A 24,275-nucleotide genomic window follows, 5' to 3' on the forward strand; every position below is an offset into this window, starting at 1 on the left:
TGTAGGCAAGGAGGCCACATGTCCGAACCCCGCATCGATGCGGCGCCCCCAGGCGGCATCGATTACATCGCCGTCGACGAATCGCCGCCGTTCCAAGAGCTCAAGCGCCGGCAGCGCAGCTTCGTGTTCCCGCTCGCGATCGCCTTCCTGGTCTGGTACTTCACGTTCGTGCTGCTGGCGTCGTTCGCGCCGGACTTCATGGCGCAGCCCGTGTGGGGCAACATCAACGTCGGTCTGCTGCTGGGCCTCGGCCAGTTCGTGTCGACCTTCGCGATCACGATGGGCTACGTCTCGTACGCGAACCGCCGCCTCGACCCGCTCGCCGAGCAGCTGCGCGACGAGCTCGAGCAGCAGGAGGCTTCGGCATGAACGAGGTCTTCGGAGCCATCGACTCGGCCGTCCAGACCGTCGAGAACAACCCCGTCCTGAACATCTCGATCTTCGGCGCCTTCGTCGCCGTGACGCTGTTCATCGTCATCCGCGCGAGCCGCAACAGCAAGACCGCCGCCGACTACTACGCCGCCGGCCGCTCGTTCACCGGCCCCCAGAACGGCTTCGCCATCTCGGGCGACTACCTCTCGGCGGCATCCTTCCTCGGCATCGTCGGAGCGATCGCCGTCAACGGGTTCGACGGATTCCTCTACTCGATCGGGTTCCTCGTCGCCTGGCTCGTGGCCCTGCTGCTCGTCGCCGAGCTCATGCGCAACACGGGCAAGTTCACGATGGCCGACGTGCTGTCGTTCCGGCTCAAGCAGGGTCCGGTGCGGATGGCCGCGGCCATCACGACCCTCGCCGTGTGCTTCTTCTACCTGCTCGCCCAGATGGCCGGAGCCGGCGGCCTGGTCTCGCTGCTGCTGGGCATCGATGACTGGGTCGGGCAGTCGCTCGTCGTCGCGGTCGTCGGCCTGCTGATGATCGTGTACGTGCTCATCGGCGGCATGAAGGGCACGACCTGGGTGCAGATCGTCAAGGCGTTCCTGCTCATCGGCGGCGCCCTGGTCATGACGATCTGGGTGCTCGCGATCAACGGGTTCAGCCTGGACGCACTGCTGGCCGGAGCCGTCGAGGCATCCGTCAGCGACCCGAAGGATGCGATCCTCGAACCGGGGCTGCAGTACGGCGCCAACCCGTGGGACTTCATCTCGCTCGCGATCGCCCTCGTGCTGGGTACGGCCGGTCTGCCGCACGTGCTCATGCGCTTCTACACCGTGCCCACCGCGAAGGAAGCCCGTCGCTCGGTGGTCTGGGCGATCTGGCTCATCGGCCTGTTCTACCTGCTGACGCTCGTGCTCGGCTACGGCGCGGGTCAGCTCGTCGGTTCCGAGACGATCAAGAACGCCCCTGGCGGCGTCAACGCGGCCGCCCCGCTGCTCGCGTTCGAGCTCGGCGGGCCGTTGCTGCTCGGCTTCATCTCGGCGGTCGCCTTCGCCACGATCCTCGCGGTCGTCGCGGGTCTGACGATCACGGCGGCGGCATCGTTCGCGCACGACATCTATGCGAACGTCATGAAGAAGGGCAACGTGCCGCCCGACGGTGAAGTCAAGGTCGCCCGTCGCACGGTCATCGTGATCGGCGTGCTCGCGATCATCGGCGGCATCGGCGTGCAGGGGCAGAACATCGCCTTCCTCGTCGCCCTCGCGTTCGCCGTCGCTGCGTCGGCGAACCTGCCGACGATCCTGTACTCGCTGTTCTGGCGCAACTTCACCACGCGCGGCGCGGTGTGGAGCATGTACGGAGGACTCGCCGCGGCGATCATCCTCATCTTCCTGTCGCCGGTCTTCTGGGGCACCGAGACGAGCGTGTTCAAGAACGTCGGCACGGCGATCTGGCCGCTCAACAACCCCGGCATCGTGTCGATCCCGCTCGGGTTCCTGCTCGGCTGGCTCGGATCGGTCACCTCGCGCAAGGCCGAGGACCGGCGCAAGGCCGCCGAGATGGAGGTGCGCTCGCTCACCGGGTACGGAGCCGAAAAGGCCACCGACCACTGATGCACAGAGCGACCCCGGGGGAGGACCCCGGGGTCGCCGTGTGCGCGGGCGGCCTACACGCCCGCGCTCGGAGCGACGCTCTCGGCGGCGCGCACCGCGTGCTCCATGTCGATGAGGTGGCGCTTGATCTCGGGATGCCGCCCATACAGGCCGAGCGAGCCGTCGGATCGCACGACCCGGTGCACCGGCACGACGATTGAGAACGGCGTCTTCGCGCACGCCGTGCCGACCGCCCGTGCCGCGCCGGGCCGCCCCGCCATGATGGCGACCTCGCCGTAGCTCGCTGTCTCGCCGTACGGGATGTCGCACGCCGCCTCGAGCGCTTCGCGCGGAAACCCGCGCACGAGTCGCCAGTCGAGGTCGAGGTCGAACCCGCGGCGCTCGCCCGCGAAGTACTCGTCGAGCTGGGCGGCCGCTTCTGTCGCGGCATCCGTCACGGCGGCCTCGGGAACCGCGCCCAGACGACGCGACAGCTGCTCGAGCTCGATGCCGAGGGGAGCGCCGAAGGGCGCGAGTGACACGATGCTCTCGCCCTCGGTTACGACGAGGATGTCGCCGACGGGAGACGGGTGGACGAAGAAGCGCGGCGTCGGAGCGGTCATGCGCACCATCCTGACGCCACCGCCCGTGCGACGGCCCGCGCGTCGCGCAACGGGGGAGAACGCGGCGGTGGCCCACCGTGGGGAGGAGCGGCGCCCTAATACCGTGAAACCCGGCGCGGATGCAACCAGGGCGGGCAGACGCCGCCTAATGTTGCTGACGTGTGGCGAACAAATGGCAACACCGTGATCGGTGACGAGGTGGGTGCGACGGTTGGTCCGGCAGACCTCGGGCTGTCCGACCCCGGCGTCGAGGTGGCGCACGTCGCCGACTCCGAACGCGACCGGCTGCGGCGCGAAGCCGCGCAACTCGGCGGTCGTTCGACGCTTCTGCACTTCACCGACCGCGACGACGCGGGCATCGAGATCACGCAGGCCCACCCCAGCAGCCTTCCGCAGTTCCTCACGGGACGCTCGACGCTGCTGTCGAACCTCTTCCGCGACGAGGTCGCGCTGCGTAACGCACGCCTGGCCGCCGAGCGCATCACGGCCAAGAGCGTCGAGCTGCGCACGACACGAGGCCTCGACACGGTGCACCTCGCCGTCGGCCTCGCCTCGTGGCGCATCGGCGGCGTCGCCTGCACGGCACCCGTGCTGCTGCGCCCGCTCGCGATCCGGCGCCACCAGTCCGACTTCGAAGTCAAGCTGCACGGCCCCATCACCCTCAACCCCGAACTCGCGCGCGCCCTGCGCACGCACTTCGGCATCGAGATCGACGCCATGGCGCTCGCCGCCCTCGCGTATGACGAGGGCATCTTCAAGCCGCAGCCGGTCATCGACCACCTGCGCGCCATCACGCGCGACATCGCGTCGTTCACGGTGCATCCGCGCCTCGTCGTGTCGAGCTTCGGCGATGTCGGGGCGGCGATGGCGACGGATGCTGCGAACCTCGACCACCCCGTGCTGAATGCGCTCGCCGGTCACGTCGACGACCGGGAGCGGCTCGCGACGCGCGTTTCGGTGCCGACGCGGCCGAACTCCGATGAGCGGCCTCCCGCATCGGACACGCTGCTCCTCGACGCCGACGCCGAGCAGGAGCGCGTGCTCGAGAAGATCGCGGCGGGGCAGTCGCTCGTCGTGCACACCCTTCCCGGCACGGGCGGCACGCAGACCGTCATCAATGCCGTCGGCCAGCTCGTGAAAGACGGCAAGCGGGTGCTCGTCGTGAGCGCGCGCCGCTCGACCCTCGAGGGCGTGCGGCACCGCCTCGCGGGTGTCGGCCTGCCCGGGCTCGCGGTCTCGCCGCGGCACGTGCAGCGCGACCTCATCCGCGCGATCGGCCGCAACGAGAAGGCCGTTCCCCCCAAGATCTCGGACATCGACGACGCGCTCGTGCGCTTGCGCGGTGTGCTGCGCGACTATCGCGGTGCCGTCACGGCGAAGCACCCGACGCTTTCGGTCTCGGTGCTCGACGTCCTGCGCACGCTCGCCGAACTCACGGCCCGCGAGCCCGCGCCCACCACATCCGCGCGTTTCGACATCGGCGCCCTGCAGCGCCTGGCCCCCGTGCGCGCCGAAGCCGCCGCGAAGCTCGCTTCCGCCGCGCGGCTCGGAGAGTTCCGCTTCGGGCCCGACGACTCGCCCTGGTACGGCGTCTCGTTCGACACGACCGAACAGGCCCGCGGTGCGCACGGACTGGCATCGCGCCTGCACCGGCAGGACCTGCCCGCCCTGCTCGAGCGCGGCTACGAGCTCATCGCCCAGACGCGGATGCGCCCCTTCCGCACGGTCGCCGAGCTCGGCGTGTATCTGCGGCTCCTGCAGGGCATCCGCGACTCGCTCGACCGGTTCAGCCTGACGGTGTTCGAACGTCCGCTCGGCGAACTCATCCAAGCGCACGGTCCGCGCCGTGATTCCCCCACCATGACGGGGGCCAACCGGCGGCGGCTGCGGCGGCTGTCGAAGGAGTACATCCGCCCGGGCGTGCACATCGCCGACATGCACGAAGCGCTCATCCGCATCCAACAGCAGCGCACCGAATGGCAGCGGCTCGTCGAATCCGGCGTCGCACCCGAGGTGCCGCTGGGTCTGGGCGACGTGCAGGTCGCGTGGCAGCGTGTCGACGGCGAGCTCGCCGAGCTCGACCGCGCACTCGGCCGCTCCGAATCCAACAGTCTCAGAACCCTTCCCGTCGCCGAGCTCGTGCGCACCATCGCGGGCCTGGCGGCAGATTCCGATGTCTTCGACAACCTCGTCGAACGCGCGACGCTGCGCACCGAGCTGTCCCAGCTCGGACTGGGACCCCTGCTGTCCGAGCTGTCGGTGCGCCACGTGCCCGAAGAGCGGGTCGGCGGCGAGCTCGAATACGCGTGGTGGCAGTCGGCCCTCGAGCACCTGCTGCGCAGCGACCGTGGCCTGCTCGGTGCGAATACCTCGGTGGTCGACCGGCTCGAGCGCGACTTCCGGCTCGTCGACGAAGCGCACGCCGCGGCATCCGGTCCGTTGCTCGCGGCCCAGTTGGCGACGCAGTGGCGCATCGGCATCGTCGACGAAGCCGGCGAAGCCACCGCGCTCAAGCGGCTGCTGAAGGACGGTGCCGCCACCCCCGGCCAGCTCTTCGCCGCTGCGCCGACCCTGCTGCGCTCGCTTGCTCCGGTGTGGCTCTCGTCGCCCTACGACGTGCCCTCGATCCCCGACGCGTTCGGGTTCGACGTCGTCATCATCGCGGATGCCGGTGCGCTCTGCCTCGCCGAAGCCGCACCCGCGCTGCGCCGCGCGCGGCAGGTCGTCGTCTTCGGCGACCCCGTGACCCAGAAGCCCACGCCCTTCGGCGTCGCGGCAGTCGTCGGGCACCCCGCTGCCGAAGAGCCCGAGGTTCCCTTCGACGACACGAGCCTGTTCGAGCGCTTCGCCGACATCGTGCCCGTCGAGACCCTCACCCGCAGCTACCGCGCCGGTGGCGAAGACCTCGCCGAGCTCGTCAACGACGCGTTCTACGGCGGCGAGATCCTTTCCTACCCGTGGGCGGGCTCGTACCTCGGCCGCGGCAGTCTGAGCGTCGACTACGTCGAGGGCGGCACGGGCGCCCCCGATCCCGTGAGCGGCGCCGTCGAGAGCCCCGACGCCGAGGTCGCGCGCGTCGTGACGCTCGTCGTCGAGCACGCCATCAACCGCGGCAACGAATCGCTCATGGTCGTCACCGCCAGCGCCAAGCACGCCGAACGCGTGCGCGCCGCTGTCGAACGCGCCTTCGCGGGGCGTTCCGACGTCGCCGACTTCGTCTCGCGCGACACCGCCGAGCCGTTCGCCGTGCTGACCCTCGAGGAGTCGGTCGCCGAGAGCCGCGACCGCGTCGTCTTCTCGCTCGGATTCGGCCTCACCAAGCACGGCCGCGTGCTGAGCGACTTCGGCGACCTGTCGACCCCCGACGGCGAGCGCCTGCTCACGGTCGGCATGACGCGCGCGCGACGCTCCATGGTCATCGTGTCGTCGATCCGGCCCTCGGCCTTCGACGACGGACGCCTCGAGCACGGCGCCGCGACCTTGATGGGGATCCTCGGCGGAATCGCCGCGCGCTCGCGCGATGCCCGGCTCGAAGACCTCGCCGACCCGCTCACCCTGGCCCTCGCCCGCGAGCTGCGCAGCCTCGGCATCGCCGTCGACGTGCACTACCGCGGAACCCTGCCGCTCGTCGCGCAGTACAACGGCAAGGCCGTCGTCGCCGAGAGCGACCCCGAGACGATCGGCGAATCGCTGCGCGAGGCCCTGCGCCTGCGCCCGCAGATCCTGCGGCGTCTGGGCTGGCACTACGTGCGCGTGCACTCGTTCGACCTGTACAGCGACCCCCGCGCCGTCGCGACGCGCATCGCCGAACTGCTCGGCGTCGCACCCGAATCGCCGCGCGCGGAGCAGCAGACGCAGCCGATCGATGTCGACTGACGACGACCGTCAGAAGCTCGTGCGGGTGCCCGGCTCCCGTCGGGTCAGGCTCACGCCCGTGCCGGGGACGACGGACGAACCGTTGACGCAGGACGAACCGGATGCCGCGGCATCCGGTTCGCCCTCAGGCCCGAACGACGAGCGCATGCGCCAGGACGTCCCCCCGCACTACTGACGCGGTGCGTCGCCTGCGGGAGGAGTCGAAGAGACCTGGACGCCTGTCTGGCGCTCGAGGAGATCGCGGATCTGGACGAGGAGCTCGGTCTCGGTGGGAGCCGGCGGCTCTTCGTCGACGCCGGCCTTGGCCGCCTGGACCTCTTTCCACTTGTTCATGGGGTACACGAACACGAAGTAGACGACGACGGCAATGGCGAGGAAGCTGATGAGCGCGTTGATCAGATTGCCGATCGGGAACGTCACGGTGCCGCCGTAGAGGTCACGCACGGGAAAGCCGATCGCGCCGTCTTCCTGGGGCTTCCAGAAGATGGCGAGCAGAGGCGTGATGATGCTGTCGACGATGGCTGTCACGACGGCGGTGAACGCCGCTCCGATGACGACCGCGACGGCAAGGTCGATGACGTTGCCGCGCATGATGAAGTCTTTGAAGCCCTTGATCACGAGGTCTCCTTTGAGATTGTCGGCTTCCGCCGGTTATGAGCCCGTCGCGGCGGGGGAGGACTTTGCCTCCGGCTTCGATGATGCCGAAGATGACGCGGAACCGGAAGACGACCCGGAGTCACCGGAACTGCTCGCCGTGCTGCTGGACGCACGCGAGTCGGTGCGGTAAAAGCCCGAGCCGTTGAAGGTCACCCCGATCGAGCCGTACTCCTTGCGCAGGGATCCGCCGCACTCGGGGCATTCGGTGAGGGTGGGGTCCGCGAAGGACTGGACGGCATCGAAGCGGTGATTGCACTGCTTGCAGGCATAGGCGTAGGTGGGCATGGGTGCTCTCGGATGGGTCAGTGTCGCTCGAGGGACAGGGACAGGGTGCGGGTGGGCGTCACGACGCCCGAGACGGGCTGGTCGAGCTCGTCGAAGGGAACCTCGTCGAGCACTTCGGTGTCGTAGACGACGGCGTAGACAGGCGGACGGCGCTCCATCGAGCCGAGCGTCTTGTCGAAGTATCCGCGGCCCCAGCCCAGTCGCATCCCGTCGAGCGACACGGCCGCGGCGGGGATGATCATGAGGTCGACATCGTTGACGGCGATCGGTCCGAGCACGTCGCCGACCGGTTCGGGCATGCCGAACAGTCCTTCGGCGATGGGGGAGTCGGGGGTCGACACCGACCAGTCCAGCAGGCCGTCGGCGCGGGTGATGGGCAGCAGGACCCGGATGCCGCGGGCCACGGCGGCGTCGACGAACTCGCGCGTGCCGGGTTCGGTCGGTGTCGACAGGAAGCACGAGACGCTCGTCGCGCCGAGTTCGGACACGAGGGCGTCGAGCTGTTCGCGGATGCCGTGGGCTGCGGCATCCCGTGCGCTGTCGGAAAGCGTCTGGCGACGCTCGCGCAGGTCGGCGCGCAGGGCGCGCTTCGCGTTGACGAGGTCGGGAGCCATGCCCCGAGTCTAATCGCGGTGCTCGCGCCCCGGCCGGAGGCGGGCGGCTGAGCGAAGCGCTCATCCGCTTTCCGAAGCGGGGAGAGGGCTGTGTCGGACGCGCCGGTAGAGTAACGAACATGTCGCAGAAGACTTTCAAGGCCGTCATTCCCGCTGCTGGGTTGGGGACGCGTTTCCTCCCCGCCACGAAGGCGATGCCCAAAGAAATGCTGCCCGTCGTCGACAAGCCGGCGATCCAGTACGTCGTCGAAGAGGCCGCGAGCGCCGGCATCGACGACATCCTCGTCATCATCGGGCGCAACAAGAACGCGATCTCGAACCACTTCGACTCGGTGCCCGAGCTCGAGGTCAGGCTGAAAGACAAGGGAGACGACGAGCGACTGCGTCGCGTTCTCGAATCCAGCGACATCGCCGACATCCATTTCGTGCGCCAGGGCGAGCCCAAGGGGCTCGGCCACGCCGTGCTGCGTGCCCGCGCCCACGTCGGCGACGCGTCTTTCGCCGTCCTCCTGGGCGATGACCTCATCGACGAGCGTGACGAGCTGCTGACGCGCATGCTCGCCGAGCACGAGCGCACGGGCGCCGCGATCATCGCGCTCATGGAGGTCGAGCCCGACAGCATCCACATGTACGGCGCCGCGGCCGTCGAGCACACCGGCGATGACGATGTCGTGCGTGTGACGGGCCTCGTCGAGAAGCCCCCGCGCGAAGACGCACCCTCGAACCTCGCCGTCATCGGGCGCTACGTGCTCGCTCCGTCGGTGTTCGACGTGCTCGAGCACACCGAGCCGGGCAAGGGCGGCGAGATCCAGCTCACCGACGCGCTGCAAGAACTCGCGGCCGACCCGGACGGACCCGGCGTGTACGGCGTCGTGTTCCGCGGGCGCCGGTATGACACCGGCGATAGGCTGGATTACATCAAGGCCATCATGCAGCTCGCGGCCGACCGCGAGGATCTCGGTCCCGAGCTGCGTCCATGGATCAAGGACTTCGCGGCGACGCTCTGATCGCCGCCGAGTAGGGGGAGTCGGATGGATCTCACGACTCCGCGAGCACACGGGCCGATCTCTGTGCGGCTCGTGCGTCAGCGCGACGCTCGCACGCTGCAGAACGAACTGCTCAGCAACCGCTCGTGGTTGCGCCCGTGGGAAGCCACGAACCCCGATGGCGCCGTGTCGTTCGACATGCGTCTGGGCGTCCGCCGGCTGCTGCAGCAGTATCGCGACGGCTCCGGGGTGCCCTTCGTCATGGAGTACGACGGTGAGATCGCCGGACAGCTCAACGTGTGGGGGATCGCGCGCGGCTCGCTCGCGACCGCGACGATCGGCTACTGGGTGAGCGAGCGGTTCGCCGGCCTCAACATCACGCCGACGTCAGTGGCGCTGGCGACCGACGTGTGCTTCACCGACCTGCGGCTGCACCGCATGGAGATCTGCATCCGTCCTGAGAACGTCGCGAGCCTGCGCGTCGTCGAGAAGCTGGGCTTCCGGTACGAGGGTCTGCGTCGCCGGTACATCCACATCAACGGCGACTGGCGGGATCACTACGCCTTCGCCCTCGTGCGCGAGGACGTGCCCGAGGGCGTGCTGCGCCGCTGGGTGTCGGGTCGCGCCCCCGCCGACGCGGCGACCGTGCCGCCGGCGGACCGCCTGCACGCCTGACCCGCGTCGCCGCACATCTGTCGCCTCGGCGGCGGCCTCGGCCTCGGCGTGGCAGGTTCGCCGTGCCGGGGTTGGGAAGACACGCGGGGGGATGCGGGGGCGCACGGCCCGCGTCGCTTACCGTGGACGGCATGGGTGGGCAGGTGTTGGGCGGCGGCGTGATCGTGTTGGTCGCGGCGCTGCTGTGGCTCGTCTACCTGTTGCCGAGCTGGCACAGCCGGCGGCAGTACGACGCCGCCGAGCGCAATGCCGTACGCCTCAACCAGGCCCTCCGCGTGCTCGCCGAGACGAGCGAGACACCCGAAGAGGTTCGTCTCGAGCTCACGGCCCGCACCGCTATGGCGCAGCAGAAGCTCGCTCGCCGCGCTCTCGCCGAGCGCGAGCAGGCGGCCCTCGAACACGCGCGCATCGAACTCGAGCGTGCCCGTGACGAGCGCGTCGCCGCGAGGCTCAGTCCCGAAGCCCGTCGCGCCCGCGCGCGCCGCGGTGTGCGGCTGAGCGCCATGATGCTCGGCCTGGCCGGGCTCGGCGTCGCCGGGTGGGGCGCCTGGGCCGTCATCGCGACAGGCGCACAGCTGCTTCTGTGGGTGGGGCTCGCCGCGACCCTCATCGCCGTGCTCGTGCTGCAGCGCATGGCGCGTGTCGGCGCACGCGCCGTGACCCGTGCCGCCCACGTCGCTCGGGAGCGCGTCGCCCTAGACATGCAGGACGTCGAGCTCGAGCGGACCCGCCGCGAGTGGGCGCCGCGTGAGCTTCCGCGTCCGCTGACCGCATCGGCCGGCTCCCGCGCCGCGGCCGTGCTCGACGGCGAAGACGCGCGTGAGGCCCTGCGCCTGGCCGCCGTCGACGAGGCGATCCGTCAGCGCGCCGCCGCGCAGCGCCCGACGTCGATCGAGTCGGCGCGACCGCAGCGCGCGGCATCCGCGGAATACTCCCGCATGGGGTACGTCGACGACGCCGAGATCGAAGCGCACGTGCGCGACCTGCTCACGCGTCGCGCATCCGGTCAGTAGCGCGTTCGTCCGCGACTTCTCAGCGTGATAATCTTGCTGAGGTTTACGGGCCTGTGGCGCAGTTGGTAGCGCGCTTCGTTCGCAATGAAGAGGTCAGGGGTTCGAATCCCCTCAGGTCCACCACACTCGAGAAGGCACCCCCCGTGGGTGCCTTCTTTCGTTGGTCAGCGCACTGCCGGGGGAGTGAGGATGCCGCGGGCCGGGCGCCGGCGCGCGGAGCGCCGCCGACCGAGCAGGCCGTGCCGCGGGCTGAACACCCAGACGAGGCCGAAGACGACGCCCTGCACGAGCACGACGAGGCCGCCGGACGCGGCATCCACCCAGTAGCTCAGGTAGATGCCGACGACGGCGCTCGCCGCCGAGAGCAGGGGTGCGAGCAGCAGCATCCGGCTGAAGCGGTCGGTGAGCAGATACGCCGTCGCACCCGGGATGATGAGCATCGCCACGACGAGGATGACGCCGACGACCTGCAGGGCGACGACCGAGGTGAGCGCGATGAGGCCCAGCAGCAGCGCTCCGAGCAGTCGCGGGTTCAGGCCGATCGCGAACGCGTGCGTCGCGTCGAAGGCATAGAGGGTGAGGTCGCGGCGCTTGACGAGCAGGATCACGAGGGCGACGGCGGCGAGGATCCCGATCTGGATCAGGTCGGCCGTGCTCACCCCGAGGATGTTGCCGAAGATGATGTGGTTGAGGTCGGTCTGGCTGGGCGTGACCGAGATCAGCACGAGTCCGAGGGCGAACAGCGTCGTGAAGACGATGCCGATCGCGGCATCCTCTTTCACTCTGGTCGTGCCGCGGATCGCGCCGATGAGTCCGACGGCGAGGAAGCCGAAGACGAGAGCGCCGATCGCGAACGGCGCTCCGACGACGTAGGCGATCACGACCCCCGGCAGCACGGCGTGCGAGACCGCGTCGCCCATGAGCGACCAGCCGACGAGCACGAGCCAGCACGACAACAGCCCGCAGACGACGGCGGCGATCACGGTCGTGACGAGCGCGCGCACCATGAAGTCGTACTGCAGCGGTTCGAGGAGCAGATCGATCACCGCTGCTCCTCGATGTTGGTGCCGAATGCGAGGGCGAGGTTGCGGGGAGTGAGCACGTCGGCGACCGGACCGTGCGCGAGCACGCGCCGCTGCAGCAGGATCGCCTCCTCGGCGAGCCGCGCGAGCCCGGCGAGGTCATGCGTCGAGACGAGCACCGTGCGACCCTCGCGGGCGAGGTCCGTGAGCAGTCGCACGATGAGCGCCTCGGATCGCCGGTCCACACCCGCGAAGGGCTCGTCCAGCAGCAGGATGTCGGCATCCTGAGCGATCCCGCGGGCGACGAACGCCCGCTTGCGCTGCCCGCCCGACAGGCGTCCGATCTGACGATCGGCGAGGTCGGTGAGCTCGACGCGCGCCAGCGCAGCGTCGACGGCGGTGCGATCGGCGGCGCGCGGTCGCCGGGTGAGGCCCATATCGCGGTAGCGGCCCATCATGACGACCTCGCGCACCGAGACGGGGAAGGTCGGGTCGATGTCTTCGGCCTGCGGCACGTAGCCCAGACCGCCCCGGCGCCGGATGACGGCAGGATCGGCACCGTCCAGAAGCACGCGTCCACGGTCGGGGCGCAGCATCCCCGTGATCGTCTTGAACAGGGTGGACTTGCCCGAGCCGTTCGTGCCGATGAGGCCCGTGACGAGCCCGGGCCGGATCACGAGCGAGACGTCCTCGAGGGCCGGCACGTCGCCGTACCGCACGGTGACGTCCTGCACGTCGATCGTCATGACCGGCCGCCTGTGAGCCCGTCGATGATCGTGCGGGTGTCGTGGCGCAGCAGATCGAGGTAGGTCGGCACGGGGCCGTCGGGCTCGGACAGGGAGTCGACGTAGAGGGTTCCGCCAAACGCGGCATCGGTCGCCTCGACGACCCTCTGCATCGGTGCATCCGACACAGTCGACTCGCAGAAGACGGCGGGAACGTCGTTGTCGCGGACGAACTCGATCGTCGCGGCGATCTGCTGCGGAGTGGCCTGCTGCTCGGCGTTGACGGGCCAGATGTACTGCTCGGTCAGGTCTGCGTCGCGCGCGAGGTACGAGAACGCCCCTTCGCACGTGACGAGCGATCGGTGCGCGTCGGGAAGCTCGCCGAGCGCGTCGATGAGCTCGTCGTGCACCGCCTGCAGTTCGGCCTTATAGGCCTCGCCGTTCGCCGCGAAGGCCTCGGCGTGCTCGGGGGCGAGCTCGGAGAAAGCCGGCACGATCGCGTCGACGTACATCTGGGCGTTGAGCGGGCTCATCCACGCGTGCGGATTCGGCATGCCGGCGTAGGCGTCGTCGGTGATGTCGATCGTGTCCACCCCGTCGCTCACGACGAGGTGGGGGGCGTCTGCGGACTCGACGAACCGCTCGAACCACGCCTCGAGGTTCAGCCCGTTGTCGAGGATGAGATCGGCCTCGGATGCCTTGGCCACATCGCGCGGCGTCGGCTCGTAGCCGTGCACCTCGGCGCCCGGCTTCGTGATCGACTCGACGCGGATGTGGTCGCCCGCGACGTTCTGCGCGATGTCGGCGAGCACGGTGAACGTCGCGAGGGCGACCGGACGGTCATCGCTCAGGTCGACCGTCGACGCACAGCCGGTGAGCGCGACGAGCACCGCGGCGGCGGGGACGGCGATCGCGCGGGCACATTTCGGCATACCGAAAACTTAGAACTTCGGTGGACCGAAAACAACTCGGCGGGGCGAAGCGTGCGCGTTCCGCGGCCCACCCCCACAGAAGGGGAACGCCCCCTGTCAGTGACGCGCGGGCGTCGCTGACAGGGGGCGCAGCCCGACTACGAAGCGGTGTTGACGAACGCGGGGCGACCGGCGGCGAGCCGTTCGGCGGCGAGGGCCTCCGCGGCGGCGAGCGGGGTGACCCCGCGCGACTCGGCCTCGTCGAAGATGCGGCGCACCGTGTCGCCGATCGCCGAGACGCGGTCCATGATCTCGGTGCGCGTGCCCATCTGCTTGGCCTCGAGGTCGAGGTAGATCACACCGCCCGCGTTGACGACGAAGTCCGGCGCGTACAGGATGCCGCGCGCGGCGAGCCGGTCGGCGCCTTCGCGACGTGCGAGGGGGTTGTTGGCGGGGCCGCAGACGGCCTTCGTGTCGAGCGCGTCGATGACCGCATCGGTGAGGAGGCCGCCGATGCCGGCCGGCACGAAGACGTCGGAGGTGATGAGGTGCTCTTCGCCCGGGGTCGCCCAGTGCGCGCCGAGCTCGCCGGCGAGGTTCTGCTTGGCGGGATTCACGTCGGTCACGGTCAGCATCGCGCCCTCGGCGGCGAGGCGCACCGCGAGGCGGCTGCCGACCTGGCCGAGGCCCGAGATCGTGATGCGGCGGCCAGCGACGTCGGCGGTGCCCGTCACGCGCTCGAGTGTCGCGCGCAGCGACTCGTAGACGCCCAGGCTCGTGGGGCCGGCGGGCTCGCCCGAGCCGCCCCCGGCTTCAGGGAGGCCCACGACGTGCGCCGTGCGCTCGCTGACGACGAGCATGTCCTCGGTCGTCGAGCCGACGTCTTCCGCCGTGCGGTAGAGGCCGTCCATCAGCTCGACGGCGTCGCCGAGATCGAGGAATGCCGCGCGGCGACGTTCCTCGTCGAGGATGACCCCCTCGGGCAGAGCGATGACCGACTTGCCGCCGCCCGAGTCGAGCCCGGCTGCGGCGTTCTTGAGCGTCATGGCGGCCGACAGCCGAAGCGCGTCGCCCAGGGCGTCGCTCCAGTGCGGGTAGGTCCACAGGCGTGCGCCGCCCAGCGCCGAGCCGAGCACAGAGGAGTGCAGTGCGACGGCGATGAACAGCCCGCTGCGTCGCCCCGTGGTCACCTCCACGCGCTCGTGAGTGAAATCGGGCAGGGGCAGAGTGTGCGTCATCGCGATCTTCTTTCGGCGGGCCTTATGGGCAGTGCGCTGGTGAGTGCCGCGGCTGTGCGGCATCCGTCACCATTGGACCACCGATGTGCGGATCGTTCAACCGAGGCGCGGCGAGTTCAGCACATCGACAAGCGCGGCGGGCACCGGGTGTCAGCGGGGTGGGCACTGTGCGTGCGGTGGCCTCTAGGCTGGGGCGGTGACCGAGCACCTGCACCCCCGAAGCCGAATGGTCCACGATGCCCTCCGCGCCGCGGGCATCGAGGGCGAGATCGTGGTTCTTCCTGACGCCGCCTCGACCGCCGCGCTCGCCGCCGCCGCCCTGGGAGTGGAGGTCGGCGCGATCGCCAACAGCCTCGTGTTCTGGTCGGACGACGAGCCCCTCCTCGTCATGACGAGTGGCGCGCACCGTGTCGACACCGCGGCTCTCGCCGAACGGCTGGGTCGCGGCAGCATCGTGCGGGCGACAGCGCAGCAGGTGCGGGATGCGACGGGGCAGGCCATCGGCGGCGTCGCACCGACCGGGCACCCGGCCCCCCTCACGACGATCGTCGACGAAGATCTCGCGGCGTTCCCCCAGATCTGGGCCGCGGGCGGCACGCCGCACACGGTCTTCCCCCTGACCTATGACGAGCTCGTCGCCCTGACGGGCGGACGGGTCGCGAAGGTCGACTAGGGGCTCCACCCCGCGAATGCGGTGACCGCCCGGCGCGATTCGGCCGGGCGGTCACCGGAATCAGCTGCGGGTGGCCGCGACGGCGAAGCGCAGCGTCGCCGCGACGGGAGAGCCGTCGACCAGATCGCGGCGCGGCACGGCGCGCACTCGGCCGCCGCTGCGCAGCACCCGCGCGGCGATCTCGTCGACGAGCGGGGTGGCATCTTCTTCGCGCTCGACCTGGCCGAACTCGTCGATCGTGCCGGTCGCATCGAGGAGTCCGGTCTGGTCTGGGGTCTCTTCGGGCGTCATGCTTCGACGCTATGCATGACCGCCGAGGACCCCCAAGGGGCTGCACGACATGCGTGTCCGCGCTATCCGACGCGCCCGATCCGTCGCTCCATCTCGCGCGCCGCGTTGGCGGCGTGAGCCGGGTCGGGAGCCGTTCCGTCGGCCGGCCACGTCACGGCGATCGCGGCCGCGGGCCACCCGGCGTGGTCGCGCACGACGACGCCGATGGACTGCAGACCGAGGGTGACCTCGCCGTCCTCGGTCGCCCACCCGCGCTCGCGCGCTTCGCGCAGCACGTCGCGCAGCTCGCGCGGTCGATGGGGGCCCCGGCCCGTGCGGTCGGCGAAGGCCGCGGCATCCGGATACAGGGCTCGCACCTGCTCGCGGGGGAGTGCCGCGAGCATCGCGCGGCCCGTCGCGGTCAGGTGCGCGGGCAGCCGCACACCGACGTCGGTCACGAGGGCGGGGCGCCGGGGAGCGCGCTCCTCGACGATGTACAGCACGTCGCGGCCGTGCATGACGGCGAGATGCGCGCTCTCACCGACGCGATCGACGAGGTCGGCGAGCACAGGGCGGCCCACCCGGGCGAGCGGCTCCTGGCGCGCATAGCCTCCGGCGAGTTCGAACGCCGCGATCCCGAGCCCCCACCGCCGCTCTTCGGGCAGGTGCACGACGAAGGCGTGCTCCTGCAGGGTCGCGAGCAGGTGGTACACCGTAGAGCGGGGCAGGTCGAGCGCCGTCGCGATCGTCTGGGCAGGCACGGGACCGCGCTGCTTCGTGAGGTGCGCGAGGATCCGCAGCGTCTGATCGGCGGCGGGCACCTGGGGCCGGGGGCCTCGGGGCACGGGTTTGTCTGGCATGACAGACACAGCTTGGCATACGCCACCGTTGCCCGCGAGGGACGGGGTGTGGAATCAAGCCATGAGTTCTGCTGTGGTCGTGGGCGCTGCGCCCCTCCTGCCCGAAGACGTCGTCGCCGTCGCGCGCCACGGTGCCCGCGTCGACCTCGACACCGCCGCGATGGAGCGGGCGGCGGCATCCCGCGCCCTCATCGAAGGACTCGCGGACGATCCCGAGCCGCACTACGGCGTCTCGACGGGCTTCGGTGCCCTCGCGACGACGTTCATCGCCCCCGAGCGCCGGCGCCAGCTGCAGGCGAGCCTCATCCGCTCGCACGCGGCGGGAACGGGCGCCGAGATCGAGACCGAGGTCGTGCGTGCACTTCAGCTGCTGCGGCTGCAGACGCTCGCATCGGCGCGCACGGGCGTGCGGCCGATCGTCGTCGAGACGTACGCCGCCATGCTCAACGCGGGCATCACGCCGATCGTGCGGGAGTACGGCTCGCTCGGCTGCTCGGGCGACCTCGCGCCGCTGTCGCACGTCGCGCTCGCCGCGATGGGCGAGGGAGACGTGCGGGTGGCCGGCAGCGGCGCGGCCGACTCCGTGATCGTGCCTGCCACCGAAGCCCTCGCGGCGGCGGGGATCACTCCGCTCGAACTGCAGGAGAAAGAGGGCCTCGCCCTCATCAACGGCACCGACGGGATGCTCGGGATGCTGCTGCTCGCCCTGCACGACCTCGGCACGCTGCTCGACACGGCCGACCTCGCCGCAGCGATGTCCGTCGAGAGTCAGCTGGGGACCGATGCCGTCTTCGCGGCCGACCTCATGACACTGCGGCCACAGCACGGCCAGGCCGTGTCGGCTGCAAACCTGCGCGCCCACCTCGCGGGCTCGTCGATCGTCGCGTCGCACCGCGACCCGGCCGTGTGCACCCGTGTGCAGGACGCCTACTCGCTGCGCTGCTCGCCGCAGGTGCACGGCGCGGCGCGCGACACGCTCGACCACGCCGCGTTGATCGCGTCGCGCGAACTCGCTTCGACCGTCGACAACCCCGTCTTGACGCTCGACGGGCGCCTCGAGTCGAACGGCAACTTCCATGGCGCCCCGGTCGCGTACGTCCTGGACTTCCTCGCGATCGCCGCCGCCGACGTGGCCTCGATCTCGGAGCGGCGGACCGACCGTGCGCTCGATCCCGCCCGCAGCAACGGCCTGCCGCCGTTCCTCGCGCACGAGGTCGGCGTCGACTCCGGGCTCATGATCGCGCAGTACGCCGCGGCGGGGATCGTGTCCGAGCTCAAGCGGCTCGCGGTGCCGGCATCGGTCGACTCGATCCCGTCCTCGGCGATGCAGGAGGACCACGTCTCGATGGGGTGGGCCGCAGCGCGCAAGCTGCGCCGCGCGGTGGACGGCCTCGCCCGGGTGCTCGCGATCGAGCTCGTCACGGCGGCGCGGGCCCTCGACCTGCGCGCGCCGCTCGAGCCCGCACCCGCGACGGGTGCCGTCCGCTCGCTGCTGCGCGCATCCGGCATCGCCGGGCCCGGGCCGGACGCCTTCGTCTCACCCGACATCGAGACCGCGACCGGGCTCGTCCTCTCGGGCGCCGTCGCCGAAGCCGCATCCCCTCACTCTGAGCGGGCGCTCTCGCACGGACAGGACGCCGCCGAGTGAGGATGCCCCGCCTGAGCCAGAACACCTGTTCCGACCACACCGACCGAGGAGCACGCCATGACTGACACCCGCACCATCCGCGCCGCGCGCGGGCCCGAGCGCACCGCGAAGAGCTGGGGCGCCGAAGCCGCCAAGCGAATGCTGATGAACAACCTCGACGCCGAGGTCGCCGAGCACCCCGAAGACCTCGTGGTCTACGGCGGCACGGGCCGCGCCGCCCGTTCGTGGGAGGCCTACGACGCGATCGTTCGCACGCTCGACGAACTTGAGCCCGACGAGACGCTGCTCGTGCAGTCCGGCAAGCCCGTCGGGGTGTTCCGCACGCACGACTGGGCGCCGCGCGTGCTGATCGCCAACTCGAACCTCGTGGGGGATTGGGCGACGTGGCCCGAGTTCCGCAAGCTCGAAGAGCTGGGTCTGACGATGTACGGGCAGATGACGGCGGGGTCGTGGATCTACATCGGCACGCAGGGCATCCTGCAGGGCACGTACGAGACCTTCGCCGCCGTCGCGCGGTCGCTGGGCCGCGACGACCTCGCCGGCACGCTCACCCTGACCGGCGGATGCGGCGGAATGGGAGGCGCGCAACCTCTTGCCGTCACCCTCAACGGCGGCGCCGTGCTCATCGTCGATGTCGACGAGTCACGCCTCGCGCGCCGCGTCGAGCACGGCTACCTCGACGAGTACACGACGGATCTCGACGCGGCGGTCACGCGCGTCCTCGCTGCCCGTGAGGCGGGCGAGGCACGGTCGGTCGGCGTCGTGGGCAATGCCGCCGAGGTGTTCCCCGAGCTGCTGAACCGCGGCATCCCGATCGACATCGTCACGGACCAGACGAGCGCACACGACCCGCTGGCCTACCTGCCCGTCGGCGTGCCGCTGGACCAGTGGCGGGCCGAAGCCGAGCGCGACCCGGCCGGGTTCACCGAGCGCGCCCGCGCGTCGATGGCGGCGCAGGTCGCAGCGATGGTGGGCTTCCAGGATGCCGGTGCCGAGGTGTTCGACTACGGCAACTCGATCCGCGCCGAGGCGCAACTCGGCGGGTACGAGAACGCGTTCGCGTTTCCGGGCTTCGTGCCGGCGTACATCCGCCCGCAGTTCGCCGAAGGGCGCGGGCCCTTCCGCTGGGTGGCGCTGTCGGGAGACCCCGAAGACATCCGCAAGACCGACGAGGCCGTCAAGGCGCTCTTCCCCGACAACGCGGGGCTCGTGCGATGGCTCGAGAAGGCCGGCGACACCGTGCACTTCGAAGGGCTTCCGGCCCGGATCTGCTGGCTGGGCTACCAGGAGCGCCACCTCGCGGGGCTGAAGTTCAACGAGATGGTCGCGTCGGGCGAGCTGTCGGCGCCCATCGTGATCGGCCGCGATCACCTCGACGCGGGCTCGGTCGCCTCGCCGTACCGTGAGACCGAGGCAATGGCCGACGGGTCGGACGCGATCGCGGACTGGCCGCTGCTCAACGCCCTGCTCAACACGGCATCCGGTGCATCGTGGGTGTCGATCCACCACGGTGGCGGTGTCGGCATCGGCCGCTCGATCCACGCGGGGCAGGTCACCGTCGCCGACGGCACACCCCTCGCCGCCGAGAAGCTCGCCCGTGTGCTCGTGAACGACCCCGGCACGGGCGTCATGCGCCACGTCGACGCGGGATACGAGCGGGCGGTCGAGGTCGCGCGCGAGCGCGGGCTGAACGTGCCCATGCTGTGATGGCCGCGAGCCCGAAAGAAAGGCGACTGCCGTGACGACGACCCTCATCACGAACATCGGCGAACTGACGACGAACGTCGAGGAAGCCGGTGACCCCTGCGGCACGCTGCGCGATGCGGCCGTCCTGATCGAGGACGGCGGCATCGCCTGGGTCGGCTCCGCCGCCGACGCCCCGTCCGCGGCGTCGCTGTCGGCGGGCGGGGGCGACGTGGTGGATGCCGGGGGACGGGCAGTCCTCCCCGGGTTCGTCGACTCGCACACCCACCTCGTCTTCGGCGGCGACCGCGCCGACGAGTTCGAGGCTCGCATGACGGGCGTGCCGTATGCCGCGGGCGGTATACGGCGGACCGTCGCCGCCACCCGCGCCGCGACCGACGACGAGCTGCGCGCGCGCCTCGCCGGCTTCGCCGACGAGCTGCACGGCCAGGGCACGACAACGTTCGAGGTCAAGACGGGCTACGGGCTGTCGGTCGCCGACGAGGAGCGCCTGGCCCGACTCGCGGCCGAAGTGACCGATGAGGTCACCTTCCTCGGCGCGCACGTCGTGCCCGCCGAATACGCCGACGACCGCGACGCCTACGTCGACCTCGTCTGCGGCGAGATGCTCGCCGCGTGCGCGCCGCACAGCCGCTGGATCGATGTCTTCTGCGAGCGCGGTGCCTTCACGCCCGCCGAAGCACGGCGGATTCTCGCGGCAGGCGTGGACCGCGGACTCGCCCCCCGCGTGCACGGCAACCAGCTCGGCCACGGCGAAGGCGTCGCCGTCGCGGTCGCCGCCGGTGCAGCCTCGGTCGACCACTGCACGTACCTGAGCGACGAGGACGTCGCGGCGCTCGCGGCATCCGGAACCGTCGCGACGCTGCTGCCCGGCGTCGAGTTCTCGACCCGGCAGCCGTACCCCGACGCGCGCCGCCTCATCGACGCCGGCGTCACGGTGGCCCTCGCGAGCGACTGCAACCCGGGGTCGTGCTTCACGAGCTCGATGCCGCTCATGATCGCGCTCGCCGTGCGCGAGATGGGGATGTCGCCGGCTGAAGCCGTCTGGGCGGCCACGGCGGGCGGCGCGCAGGCTCTGCGCCGCACCGACGTCGGCGTCATCGCTCCCGGAATGCGGGCCGACCTCGCCCTGCTCGACGCCCCCACGCGGGTGCACCTGGCCTACCGGCCCGGGGTGCCGATCATACGTGCGGTGTGGAAGGACGGCGTCCTACTCTGAGCGCGGCGTGCTCCAGGTCCAGTCCTCGGGATCGATGCTCGTCGCGATGTCCCAGTCGTCGGTGTCCCACCGGAAGGTCGCGACCGCGCACGTCGGCATGTGCCCGATCCCGCCGCCGGACAGCTCGCCCGCGAGCGTGCTGATGCCCGGATCGTGCGCGACGACGATGACCGATCGGGCCCCCGACTCGGCCGCCGCCCGCAGCAGCACCGGGGCGGGGGCGCCGTAGAGGCGCTCCTGCTCCTCGACCGGCACACCCATCGCGCCGCTGAAGAAGTCGGCCGTCGTGGACGCGCGCAGCGCCGTGCTCGACAGGATCGCGTCGACCCGCAGGCCCGTCGCCGCCAGCCGCGCCGCCATCAGCGGGGCATCCCGCAGACCGCGCGCGTTGAGCGGACGGTCATGGTCGTCGAGGTCGGGAGAGTTCCAGTCCGACTTGGCGTGCCGCACGAGCACGAGGTGCGTCATGACGACACCCCGGCGAGTCCAGCGAGCAGTTCGAGCACGCACAGTGCTGCAAGGCGCACGGTGCGCGCATCGTCGGCATCGCCCGTCGCGTCGACCTCGACGATGTCGGCCGAGCGCACTCGCCCGTCGGTCGCGACGCCGCGCACGAGAGCGCGCAGCTCCCAGGCGGCGAGGCCGCCCGGCAGCGATGCGGGACACCCCGGTGCGACCGAGCGATCGCACACGTCGACGTCGATATCGAGATGGATGCCGCCATCCCCGGCACCCGCGACCTCGAGCGCATGCGCCACCACCGCGGCGAGGCCGCGGCGGCGCACGTCGTCGAGCGTCACGACCGTGATGCCGAGGTCGGCGGCGCGACGGGCGTAGGCGATCGAGTTCGCGAAGTCCGCGATGCCGATCTGCACGATGCGGCGGGCGTCGAACCCCGACTCGACGAGCCGGCGCACGGGCGAGCCGTTCGAGACGCCGTCGCGCAGATCGAAGTGGGCGTCGAACGTGATGAGCCCTGACGCACCGGCGCCGCGCGCCACCGCATACGTGATCGAGTTGTCGCCGCCGAGGGCGACGACTCGGCGAGAACGCTCCGCGAGGGCGCGCACGCGCGACTCGGTCCGCTCCTCGCCGCCGGGCCCGTCGGGGTCGTCGATGTCGCCGCCGTCGACGACGTCGAGCACGGTCAGATCGACCGGCGGCGGTCCCATCAGAGTCGGGCTGTACCGCCGCAGCGCCTCTCGCACGGCGGCCGGAGTCGCGGCGGCTCCGGTCGGTGACAAGGACGTGGCGTGAGCGGGGACGCCGAGGATCGCGGCATCCGTCATCTCATCAGCGGCGGGCGGCCAGTCGCCCGCGCGGGGCCAGAGGGGATCGTGGGAGAGCGCCATGCCCACACGCTAGTGCAGTCGGTTCGCGATGTAAGCCCATGCCGCGCGGCCGCTCGCGAGCGTGACCTCGACGCGCCGGTACAGCTCCGCCTCGTACTCATCGCACGCGTCGAGCTCTGTCTCGGTCACCCACATCGCCCGCCCGATGACCTTGTCGAGCTCGCTGCCGGTCGGACGCAGCATGGGCCGCGGCGGCGAATCCGACGAGCGGGGGTGGGGTGCTTCGGCATAGTCGAGCCGGTGCCCCGGCAAGATGTCGGGCTCGCTCTCGACGGGCCTGCCCAACGTGTTCAGCTGCACGTCTGGGCGCTGCAGCGTCGCGTAGGAGAAGAGGAGCTGGTCGGCATCCACGGGCTCAGATTACGCCGTGTCACCCCAGGAGTGCATGGGCAATCATGAAGATCACCAGACCCGCCAGGGCGCCGACGATGGTGCCGTTCAGGCGGATGTACTGCAGGTCGCGGCCCACCATGAGCTCGATCTTCTCCGTCGTCTCGGCGGCATCCCACTTCTCGACGGTGTCGGAGATGATCGAGGCGATGTCGTGCCGGTAGCGGTCGACGAGGAACACGGCGGCGTCGGTCGCCCACGTGTCGACGCGGTTCTGCAGTGCGGCATCCGTCGTGAGGCGCTCGCCGATCTCGGCGATGGCCACCGTCGCCCGGCGCCGCAGCGGGCTGTCGGCGTCGGCGAGAGAGCGCAGCAGGCCTGCCTTCGCCGTGCCCCATGCCTGCGCGGCGAGCTCGCGCACGCGGGGGCTGTCGAACACGGCGGCCTTGGCGTCTTCGAACCGGCCGATCGTGACGGGGTCGTGCCGCAGGTTGTCGGCGAGGCGGACGAGGTAGCCGTCGATCGCCGTGCGTGCGGGGTGCTGCGGGTCGGCGCGAACCGCCGCGACGAACTTCGTCGCCTCACGGTAGGCGGTCTCGTCGATGAGGCGGTGGGCGATCGAGGGCAACCAGCTCGGCAGGCGGCGCGAGAGCAGTCCGGTGAAGGCGTCCTGGTTGTTCTCGAGCCACGCGGCGATGCTGTCGGCGGCGAGGTCGACGGCGGCGTGGTGGGCATCGGCTTCGACGATGCGCGAGAGCCAGTCCCCGAGCGGCGGGGCCCACTCCGGGGCGATGAGGTGCTCGCGGGCGAGGTCTTCGATGACATGCTGCACGTCGTCGTCGCTCAGGGCGCTGAGGACTCCGGAGGCCATGACCGACGCCTCGGCGGCGATGCGATCGGCGTGCTCGGGCTGCGCGAGCCATTCGCCGAGCCGCGCCGACAGGGCGGTCGCCTCAAGCTTGGCGCGCACGACGTCGCCGCGCAGGAACTCGGTCTCGACGAACTCGCCGAGAGTGCGCCCGATCTCGTCCTTGCGGTGGGGGATGATCGCGGTGTGCGGGATGGGAATCCCGAGCGGGTGGCGAAAGAGCGCCGTCACGGCGAACCAGTCCGCGAGGGCGCCGACCATGCCGCCCTCGGCGGCCGCCCGCACGTAGGCGAGCCAGGGGAGCTGCTGCTGCAGGGCGAAGGCGACGACGAACACGATCGCCATGAAGACCAGTGCGCCGAGGGCGACGCCCTTCATGAAGCGCAGTCCGCGGCGCCGCTCCTGGTCGGCGGGGCTCAGCAGGTGAGTGGGGGTGCGCGCCATGGCGTCATCCTCGCACGGGAGGAGGCCGACACGGCGGGGGTTGCGGGCGGGGGCCGGGCCGGTGGGGGGCGGGCGGGTGGCGGGCGGGTGGCGGGCGGGCGCGGCCCGTCCGGGGCGGCTCCAGGGCCGGGGGAGGCCCGGCCGGGCCGGCTCCAGGGCCGGGAGGCGTCGACAACTCCGGACAGAACCGGGTTTCGGGCCTGCAACGGGCGGGTGGCGGGCGGTTTCTCCGGAGTTGTCGACGCCCCTCCCCAGGGCTGACTGAGCGCGCCCCCTCCCCACATCCGGCTGTCGGCGAGCCCGGCACGCCGCGCC

Annotated in this window: 25 protein-coding genes and 1 tRNA gene; 12 read left to right on the top strand and 14 right to left on the bottom strand. The window is 71.0% G+C overall.

The genetic code is table 11. The features are described from left to right. Positions 1–18: 18 nt before the first annotated feature. Entirely contained in the window at positions 19–369 is a 351-nt protein-coding gene (locus AC25YV_RS12255; protein WP_488124137.1) for a DUF485 domain-containing protein, read from the top strand. Continuing rightward, positions 366–1,988: a solute symporter family protein gene (locus AC25YV_RS12260; RefSeq protein ID WP_488124138.1), complete on the top strand. Its 1,623-nt coding sequence runs from the start codon at positions 366–368 to the stop codon at positions 1,986–1,988. The genes AC25YV_RS12255 and AC25YV_RS12260 overlap by 4 nt, the downstream gene beginning before the upstream one ends. Positions 1,989–2,041: 53 nt before the next feature. Here AC25YV_RS12260 and AC25YV_RS12265 read toward each other — a convergent pair whose 3' ends face one another. Continuing rightward, positions 2,042–2,590 (bottom strand): methylated-DNA--[protein]-cysteine S-methyltransferase, encoded by a 549-nt coding sequence (locus tag AC25YV_RS12265; RefSeq protein WP_488124139.1) that lies wholly within the window; start codon positions 2,588–2,590, stop codon positions 2,042–2,044. Between the two features lie 159 nt (positions 2,591–2,749). Here AC25YV_RS12265 and AC25YV_RS12270 point away from each other — a divergent pair, with 159 nt between their 5' ends. Continuing rightward, positions 2,750–6,466 carry an AAA family ATPase gene (locus AC25YV_RS12270; protein WP_488124140.1) on the top strand — a complete coding sequence of 1,239 codons (3,717 nt, stop codon included), beginning with the start codon at positions 2,750–2,752 and terminating at the stop codon, positions 6,464–6,466. Then, positions 6,456–6,641 (top strand): hypothetical protein, encoded by a 186-nt coding sequence (locus tag AC25YV_RS12275; protein WP_488124141.1) that lies wholly within the window; start codon positions 6,456–6,458, stop codon positions 6,639–6,641. The genes AC25YV_RS12270 and AC25YV_RS12275 overlap by 11 nt, the downstream gene beginning before the upstream one ends. Here the strand turns inward: AC25YV_RS12275 and mscL are convergent. The 3 genes from mscL to AC25YV_RS12290 are packed head-to-tail and all read right to left on the bottom strand — an operon-like array spanning position 6,635 to position 8,022. Next, complete coding sequence (gene mscL, locus AC25YV_RS12280) at positions 6,635–7,084, bottom strand: large conductance mechanosensitive channel protein MscL (RefSeq protein ID WP_488124142.1); 450 nt, start codon at positions 7,082–7,084, stop codon at positions 6,635–6,637. The genes AC25YV_RS12275 and mscL overlap by 7 nt on opposite strands. 33 nt (positions 7,085–7,117) lie before the next feature. Further along, entirely contained in the window at positions 7,118–7,408 is a 291-nt protein-coding gene (locus AC25YV_RS12285) for an FmdB family zinc ribbon protein (protein ID WP_488124143.1), read from the bottom strand. 17 nt (positions 7,409–7,425) lie between these two features. Then, the gene (locus AC25YV_RS12290) at positions 7,426–8,022 is read right to left on the bottom strand and encodes a 5-formyltetrahydrofolate cyclo-ligase (RefSeq protein WP_488124144.1); all 597 of its coding nucleotides are present in this window, start codon (positions 8,020–8,022) and stop codon (positions 7,426–7,428) included. 119 nt (positions 8,023–8,141) lie between these two features. Between AC25YV_RS12290 and galU the strand changes: the two genes are divergently transcribed. From galU to AC25YV_RS12310, 4 genes are all read left to right on the top strand, one after another. Continuing rightward, a complete protein-coding gene (galU, locus tag AC25YV_RS12295) occupies positions 8,142–9,029 on the top strand; it encodes a UTP--glucose-1-phosphate uridylyltransferase GalU (RefSeq protein ID WP_488124145.1) in 888 nt (295 codons plus the stop codon). A 24-nt stretch (positions 9,030–9,053) separates the two neighbouring features. Further along, positions 9,054–9,683 (top strand): GNAT family N-acetyltransferase, encoded by a 630-nt coding sequence (locus tag AC25YV_RS12300; protein ID WP_488124146.1) that lies wholly within the window; start codon positions 9,054–9,056, stop codon positions 9,681–9,683. A gap of 131 nt (positions 9,684–9,814) precedes the next feature. Beyond that, on the top strand, positions 9,815–10,696 hold the full coding sequence (locus AC25YV_RS12305; RefSeq protein ID WP_488124147.1) for a large exoprotein: 882 nt from the start codon (positions 9,815–9,817) through the stop codon (positions 10,694–10,696). A 47-nt stretch (positions 10,697–10,743) separates the two neighbouring features. After that, positions 10,744–10,819, top strand: a tRNA-Ala gene (locus AC25YV_RS12310). A 41-nt stretch (positions 10,820–10,860) separates the two neighbouring features. Here AC25YV_RS12310 and AC25YV_RS12315 read toward each other — a convergent pair. The 4 genes from AC25YV_RS12315 to AC25YV_RS12330 form a co-directional block, all read right to left on the bottom strand. Beyond that, positions 10,861–11,703: a metal ABC transporter permease gene (locus tag AC25YV_RS12315; RefSeq protein ID WP_488124170.1), complete on the bottom strand. Its 843-nt coding sequence runs from the start codon at positions 11,701–11,703 to the stop codon at positions 10,861–10,863. A 35-nt stretch (positions 11,704–11,738) separates the two neighbouring features. Further along, positions 11,739–12,464, bottom strand: a complete 726-nt coding sequence (locus tag AC25YV_RS12320; RefSeq protein ID WP_488124148.1) for a metal ABC transporter ATP-binding protein — start codon at positions 12,462–12,464, stop codon at positions 11,739–11,741. Then, on the bottom strand, positions 12,461–13,375 hold the full coding sequence (locus tag AC25YV_RS12325) for a metal ABC transporter substrate-binding protein (protein WP_488124149.1): 915 nt from the start codon (positions 13,373–13,375) through the stop codon (positions 12,461–12,463). Before AC25YV_RS12325 ends, AC25YV_RS12320 begins: the two co-directional genes overlap by 4 nt. A gap of 137 nt (positions 13,376–13,512) precedes the next feature. Further along, positions 13,513–14,592 (bottom strand): Glu/Leu/Phe/Val dehydrogenase family protein, encoded by a 1,080-nt coding sequence (locus tag AC25YV_RS12330; RefSeq protein ID WP_488124150.1) that lies wholly within the window; start codon positions 14,590–14,592, stop codon positions 13,513–13,515. Positions 14,593–14,788: 196 nt separating this feature from the next. Here AC25YV_RS12330 and AC25YV_RS12335 point away from each other — a divergent pair, with 196 nt between their 5' ends. After that, positions 14,789–15,265, top strand: a complete 477-nt coding sequence (locus tag AC25YV_RS12335) for a YbaK/EbsC family protein (RefSeq protein ID WP_488124151.1) — start codon at positions 14,789–14,791, stop codon at positions 15,263–15,265. A 60-nt stretch (positions 15,266–15,325) separates the two neighbouring features. Here the strand turns inward: AC25YV_RS12335 and AC25YV_RS12340 are convergent, their stop codons facing one another. Together AC25YV_RS12340 and AC25YV_RS12345 are read right to left on the bottom strand one after the other, a co-directional pair. Then, a complete protein-coding gene (locus AC25YV_RS12340) occupies positions 15,326–15,556 on the bottom strand; it encodes a hypothetical protein (protein WP_488124152.1) in 231 nt (76 codons plus the stop codon). Between the two features lie 62 nt (positions 15,557–15,618). Beyond that, the gene (locus tag AC25YV_RS12345) at positions 15,619–16,395 is read right to left on the bottom strand and encodes an IclR family transcriptional regulator (protein WP_488124153.1); all 777 of its coding nucleotides are present in this window, start codon (positions 16,393–16,395) and stop codon (positions 15,619–15,621) included. A 61-nt stretch (positions 16,396–16,456) separates the two neighbouring features. Between AC25YV_RS12345 and hutH the strand changes: the two genes are divergently transcribed. From hutH to hutI, 3 genes are read left to right on the top strand one after another with little or no spacing between them, the layout of a single operon-like run. Next, positions 16,457–18,043: a histidine ammonia-lyase gene (hutH, locus tag AC25YV_RS12350; protein ID WP_488124154.1), complete on the top strand. Its 1,587-nt coding sequence runs from the start codon at positions 16,457–16,459 to the stop codon at positions 18,041–18,043. A gap of 57 nt (positions 18,044–18,100) precedes the next feature. After that, on the top strand, positions 18,101–19,750 hold the full coding sequence (gene hutU / locus AC25YV_RS12355) for a urocanate hydratase (RefSeq protein WP_488124155.1): 1,650 nt from the start codon (positions 18,101–18,103) through the stop codon (positions 19,748–19,750). A 31-nt stretch (positions 19,751–19,781) separates the two neighbouring features. After that, positions 19,782–20,966, top strand: a complete 1,185-nt coding sequence (gene hutI, locus AC25YV_RS12360) for an imidazolonepropionase (protein ID WP_488124156.1) — start codon at positions 19,782–19,784, stop codon at positions 20,964–20,966. On the opposite strand, the gene AC25YV_RS12365 is transcribed toward hutI, so the two are convergent. Genes AC25YV_RS12365 through AC25YV_RS12380 form a run of 4 tightly spaced genes read right to left on the bottom strand, consistent with a single transcriptional unit; the run spans position 20,958 to position 23,960 of the window. Beyond that, entirely contained in the window at positions 20,958–21,434 is a 477-nt protein-coding gene (locus AC25YV_RS12365) for a SixA phosphatase family protein (RefSeq protein ID WP_488124157.1), read from the bottom strand. The genes hutI and AC25YV_RS12365 overlap by 9 nt on opposite strands. Next, on the bottom strand, positions 21,431–22,318 hold the full coding sequence (locus AC25YV_RS12370) for an arginase family protein (protein WP_488124158.1): 888 nt from the start codon (positions 22,316–22,318) through the stop codon (positions 21,431–21,433). The genes AC25YV_RS12365 and AC25YV_RS12370 overlap by 4 nt, the downstream gene beginning before the upstream one ends. Positions 22,319–22,327: 9 nt before the next feature. Next, the gene (locus AC25YV_RS12375) at positions 22,328–22,669 is read right to left on the bottom strand and encodes a gamma-glutamylcyclotransferase family protein (RefSeq protein ID WP_488124159.1); all 342 of its coding nucleotides are present in this window, start codon (positions 22,667–22,669) and stop codon (positions 22,328–22,330) included. Between the two features lie 19 nt (positions 22,670–22,688). Then, complete coding sequence (locus AC25YV_RS12380) at positions 22,689–23,960, bottom strand: DUF445 domain-containing protein (protein WP_488124160.1); 1,272 nt, start codon at positions 23,958–23,960, stop codon at positions 22,689–22,691. Positions 23,961–24,275: the final 315 nt, after the last annotated feature.

It is taken from the genome of Microbacterium sp. Y832, assembly GCF_057669765.1.

Coding starts and splice junctions, on each gene's coding strand:
- AC25YV_RS12255 (WP_488124137.1), top strand. CDS start 19: ATGTCCGAACCCCGCATCGATGCGGCGCCCCCAGGCGGCATCGATTAC.
- AC25YV_RS12260 (WP_488124138.1), top strand. CDS start 366: ATGAACGAGGTCTTCGGAGCCATCGACTCGGCCGTCCAGACCGTCGAG.
- AC25YV_RS12265 (WP_488124139.1), bottom strand. CDS start 2,590: ATGACCGCTCCGACGCCGCGCTTCTTCGTCCACCCGTCTCCCGTCGGC.
- AC25YV_RS12275 (WP_488124141.1), top strand. CDS start 6,456: ATGTCGACTGACGACGACCGTCAGAAGCTCGTGCGGGTGCCCGGCTCC.
- AC25YV_RS12285 (WP_488124143.1), bottom strand. CDS start 7,408: ATGCCCACCTACGCCTATGCCTGCAAGCAGTGCAATCACCGCTTCGAT.
- AC25YV_RS12290 (WP_488124144.1), bottom strand. CDS start 8,022: ATGGCTCCCGACCTCGTCAACGCGAAGCGCGCCCTGCGCGCCGACCTG.
- galU (WP_488124145.1), top strand. CDS start 8,142: ATGTCGCAGAAGACTTTCAAGGCCGTCATTCCCGCTGCTGGGTTGGGG.
- AC25YV_RS12300 (WP_488124146.1), top strand. CDS start 9,054: ATGGATCTCACGACTCCGCGAGCACACGGGCCGATCTCTGTGCGGCTC.
- AC25YV_RS12305 (WP_488124147.1), top strand. CDS start 9,815: ATGGGTGGGCAGGTGTTGGGCGGCGGCGTGATCGTGTTGGTCGCGGCG.
- AC25YV_RS12315 (WP_488124170.1), bottom strand. CDS start 11,703: ATGGTGCGCGCGCTCGTCACGACCGTGATCGCCGCCGTCGTCTGCGGG.
- AC25YV_RS12320 (WP_488124148.1), bottom strand. CDS start 12,464: ATGACGATCGACGTGCAGGACGTCACCGTGCGGTACGGCGACGTGCCG.
- AC25YV_RS12325 (WP_488124149.1), bottom strand. CDS start 13,375: ATGCCGAAATGTGCCCGCGCGATCGCCGTCCCCGCCGCCGCGGTGCTC.
- AC25YV_RS12330 (WP_488124150.1), bottom strand. CDS start 14,592: ATGACGCACACTCTGCCCCTGCCCGATTTCACTCACGAGCGCGTGGAG.
- AC25YV_RS12340 (WP_488124152.1), bottom strand. CDS start 15,556: ATGACGCCCGAAGAGACCCCAGACCAGACCGGACTCCTCGATGCGACC.
- AC25YV_RS12345 (WP_488124153.1), bottom strand. CDS start 16,395: ATGCCAGACAAACCCGTGCCCCGAGGCCCCCGGCCCCAGGTGCCCGCC.
- hutH (WP_488124154.1), top strand. CDS start 16,457: ATGAGTTCTGCTGTGGTCGTGGGCGCTGCGCCCCTCCTGCCCGAAGAC.
- hutU (WP_488124155.1), top strand. CDS start 18,101: ATGACTGACACCCGCACCATCCGCGCCGCGCGCGGGCCCGAGCGCACC.
- AC25YV_RS12365 (WP_488124157.1), bottom strand. CDS start 21,434: ATGACGCACCTCGTGCTCGTGCGGCACGCCAAGTCGGACTGGAACTCT.
- AC25YV_RS12370 (WP_488124158.1), bottom strand. CDS start 22,318: ATGGCGCTCTCCCACGATCCCCTCTGGCCCCGCGCGGGCGACTGGCCG.
- AC25YV_RS12380 (WP_488124160.1), bottom strand. CDS start 23,960: ATGGCGCGCACCCCCACTCACCTGCTGAGCCCCGCCGACCAGGAGCGG.